Below are 1,476 nucleotides of genomic sequence, written 5' to 3'. Positions count from 1 at the left end.
CTCCGCTCCGGCCCCACCCCGCTCCCCGGCCCCGGGGTCTCGCCGCCCGCTCTCATCGTGCGACGGTCTCCTCGGTGACCCAGGTCAGATAGTCCGCGCTGCCGCGCACCACCGGTGTGGCGATGATCTCCGGTGTGTCGTAGTCATGGACGCGCTTGAGATACGCCTCCAGCGCCTCGTAGCGGGAGCCGGTGGTCTTGAAGAGGATCTGCCACTCCTCGGCGGTCTCGACCACGCCCTCCCAGCGATAGACGGAGATGACCGGTCCGGAGATCTGCGCGCACGCGGCGAGGCGGGCCCCGATCGCTCCCCGGGCGATCTCCTGGGCCTTGGTGGCGCTGTCGATCATGGTCAGCACGGTCAGATACTCGGCAGGGGTCACGGGCGGGCTCCTTCGAGGCGCGATGCGGGTGGCGGCGGTACGGGCAGTGGAAATACGGGCGGTGGCGGTACGGGTGGCTGTGCGGGCGTTGGTGGTACGGGCGGGGCGCGCGGCGGGGCGGTATGTCCCTGCCGCGCGGTAGTACAGCACCGTACGCATCCCGGCCGCATCACCGCCCGGGCACCGTCGGCCGTCAGCCGCCCGCCTGCCGCACCAGCCCGTCGAAGCCCGGTCCGATCCGATCCGGTCCGCCCTGCCCCGTCACGCCCTGCCCTGTCCCGCTCGGGGCCCGGCGGTCCCCTCAAGAACCGTACGGCCGGACCGACTTGGCGTCCCGCAGTGCCAGCCCCCACCAGCCGAGCTGGTCGAGCATCGACTTGGCCGCCGCGTCGGCCTGGGCGGGGTCCTTGTGCTGCCCCTGGTCGTCGAAGTGCGCGCCCGCCATGTGGAAGGAGACGGTGTCCCGGACGGTGACGGCGTGCAGTTCGGCGAAGACCTGGCGCAACTGCTCGACCGCGCGCAGCCCGCCCGAGATCCCGCCGTACGAGACGAAGCCGACGGGCTTGGCCTGCCATTCGTTGTAGTGCCAGTCGATCAGCGCTTTGAGGGAGGCGGGAAAGGAGTGGTTGTACTCGGGGGTGACCACCACAAAGGCATCGGCGGCGGCCAGCCGCTCGGTGACCTTGGCGAGTTCGGCCCTGACGGCGGGGTCGGGGCGGGAGGAGAGGGCGGTCGGCAGATCCGTATCGGCCAGATCGACCAGTTCGGTGATGAAGTCCGGGCGCTCGGCGGCCCGGCTCACGAACCAGCGGGAGACGACCGGTCCGAAGCGGCCCTGGCGGTTGCTGCCCAGGATGACGGCCAGCTTCAGTGGTTCGCGGCTCGGGGAAGTCCCGGGGGCCGGTGACGTCTCGTGGTTCGGGGAAGTCGTGGATTCCGGTGTCGTGACGTCCGTGGTGGTGTCCTTGGTGTCCATATGGAGAGGGTCGAACATCAACCAAAGTTGAGGTCAAGTCGGCCATTCGGCAGGGCGTCGTACGGTGATGAACATGACGACATCCGCATCGGCCCCCACCCCCGGGACCACGCCCGAC

Annotated in this window: 2 protein-coding genes; both read right to left on the bottom strand. The window is 70.1% G+C overall.

Going from position 1 to position 1,476, the window contains the following annotated elements; genetic code table 11:
- Window positions 1–52: 52 nt before the first annotated feature.
- On the bottom strand, window positions 53–349 hold the full coding sequence (cutA, locus tag WH07_RS35455) for a divalent-cation tolerance protein CutA (RefSeq protein WP_198533956.1): 297 nt from the start codon (window positions 347–349) through the stop codon (window positions 53–55).
- A 334-nt stretch (window positions 350–683) separates the two neighbouring features.
- A complete protein-coding gene (locus WH07_RS35450; protein WP_232789177.1) occupies window positions 684–1,376 on the bottom strand; it encodes an NADPH-dependent FMN reductase in 693 nt (230 codons plus the stop codon).
- Window positions 1,377–1,476 lie beyond the last annotated feature (100 nt).

The organism is Streptomyces odonnellii (assembly GCF_000981895.1).
GTDB lineage: Bacteria > Actinomycetota > Actinomycetes > Streptomycetales > Streptomycetaceae > Streptomyces > Streptomyces odonnellii.
This window is presented reverse-complemented; position numbering and strand designations above follow the sequence as displayed.